General features: G+C 54.2%; 2 protein-coding genes and 2 pseudogenes. All 4 read left to right on the top strand.

Annotated features, from left to right (window positions below; translation table 11 throughout):
- Positions 1–49 precede the first annotated feature (49 nt).
- A pseudogene (locus B9Z54_RS26030) lies at positions 50–508 on the top strand (PfkB family carbohydrate kinase); the annotation flags it as partial.
- A 124-nt stretch (positions 509–632) separates the two neighbouring features.
- Positions 633–767 (top strand): annotated as a pseudogene (locus B9Z54_RS26035) (ribokinase); the annotation flags it as partial.
- Positions 767–1,156: a D-ribose pyranase gene (rbsD, locus tag B9Z54_RS01625; RefSeq protein WP_113926799.1), complete on the top strand. Its 390-nt coding sequence runs from the start codon at positions 767–769 to the stop codon at positions 1,154–1,156. The pseudogene B9Z54_RS26035 and the gene rbsD, both read left to right, overlap by 1 nt.
- Before the next feature lie 11 nt (positions 1,157–1,167).
- Positions 1,168–1,895: ATP-binding cassette domain-containing protein (locus B9Z54_RS01630; RefSeq protein ID WP_162785045.1), on the top strand; the 728-nt coding region annotated here is incomplete at its 3' end.

Genomic DNA, 1,895 nt, shown 5'->3' on the forward strand with positions numbered 1-1,895 from the left:
AGGGGCCAACCAAGCGGTAGCTGCCGCCCGCCTCGGAGGACAAGTCGAGATGGTCGGTTGTATCGGGTCCGATGAGTTTGGGCAACGAATCCGCCAAAACTTTGAACAGAACGGAGTCGGCACGCGTCACTTGCGCACCATCGATGAAGAAGTGACCGGGACGGCGCACATCGTGCTCGCCGAAGGTGATAACTCGATTGTCGTCGTCCAATCGGCAAACAAACAAGTACATTTCACTGAAACAGAGCTTGAACAATTGCTCGATGACGAGACGCTCGTCTTGCTCCAGCTCGAGATTCCGATGGCGACGGTGGAACAAGTGAGCACGTACTGCCGGACCCGGAACATCCCGATCCTACTGAATCCGGCGCCATCACAAGCGCTCACGGAGACGTTGCTTGAGAACGTGACATACGTGACACCGAACGAGCATGAGTGTCGTGACTTGTTTGGGGATGTGCCGCTTGAAGACGTATTGCGTCGCTATCCGAACAAACTGATCGTGACCGAAGGCGTCAACGGCGTCCGTTTCTTCGATGGCGATATGATTCAACACATTCCGGCCATCTCGGCCAAACGTCGTCGATACGACGGGAGCCGGGGACACGTTCAACGGCGCCCTCGCAGTCTCGCTCGTGGACGGAAGCGAGTTACGAGAAGCCGTACGGTTTGCCGTCGTCGCTTCCGGTTTGAGTGTGGAAGGGTTCGGGGCCCAAGGCGGCATGCCGAGACGAGATGACGTCACGAGACGATTGGAGCGAGTGTGATGAAAAAACATGGGATTCTCAATAGCCATTTGACGAAAATATTTGCCGATCTCGGGCACACGGACACGGTCGTCATCGCCGATTGTGGGCTGCCGATCCCGAAAGGTGTCGAACGAGTCGATTTGGCACTTCGCCTCGGCGAACCATCATTTCTCGATGTGCTCGATGCCGTCGAGGCGGACATGGTCATCGAACAGATCACGATAGCAGACGAGGTGTTCACGGAGAACGAACCGATTGCCAAAGCGTTGACCGAACGATTTGAGACGGTGAAGACGTGCTCGCACGAGGCGTTCAAGCGTGAAGTCGAACAGGCGAAAGTCGTGATTCGAACAGGTGAAGCGACACCGTATGCGAACGTCATTTTACACGCCGGCGTTTTATTTTAAGGAGGGGTTCGATGCACATCCAGTTGAAGCGCATCCATAAGTCGTTCGGTCCGGTCAGTGTATTGAAAGGTGTCGATTTTGAACTGTTGCCTGCTGAAATCCATGCCTTGATGGGAGAGAACGGGGCTGGTAAATCGACGCTCATGAAAGTCATGACCGGTCTTCACGCACAGGATGAAGGTGAAGTCATGATCGATGGCGCTGTTCGGCAGTTCAAACATCCAAAAGAAGCCGAACGAGCGGGCATCGCGTTTATCCATCAAGAGTTGAACATACTACCGGAATTGACGGTGATGGAAAACTTGTTCCTCGGTCGAGAGTTGACCGGTCCGTTCGGTGTCATCAAACAACAAGAGATGAAACGACGGGCGCGCGAGTACTTAGCGGAGCTGAACGTGTTCATGGAAGTCGACGAACTCGCCAAAAACTTGTCTGTCGGACAACAGCAGATGATTGAAATTGCAAAGGCGCTCATGACGGATGCGAAAGTCATCGTCATGGACGAACCGACCGCTGCGCTCACCGACCGTGAGATTCGGGCACTGTTCTCAGTTTCGCGGGCGCTGCGCGACCAAGGTGTATCCATCATCTATATCTCGCATCGGATGGAAGAGATTTTTGAACTGTGCGACCGGATCACTGTCCTCCGTGACGGGGTGTCGATTGGCACCCATCAAATTGCGGAGACGTCGTTCGAAGAAATCGTGAAAGAGATGGTCGGACGTGAGATTGGCGAACG

The organism is Bacillus sp. P14.5 (genome assembly GCF_003316765.1).
Classification (GTDB): domain Bacteria; phylum Bacillota; class Bacilli; order Bacillales; family Bacillaceae_B; genus Rossellomorea.

Excerpts from the sequence above, each read along its gene's own strand:
- rbsD (WP_113926799.1), top strand. The coding sequence starts at position 767 with ATGAAAAAACATGGGATTCTCAATAGCCATTTGACGAAAATATTTGCC.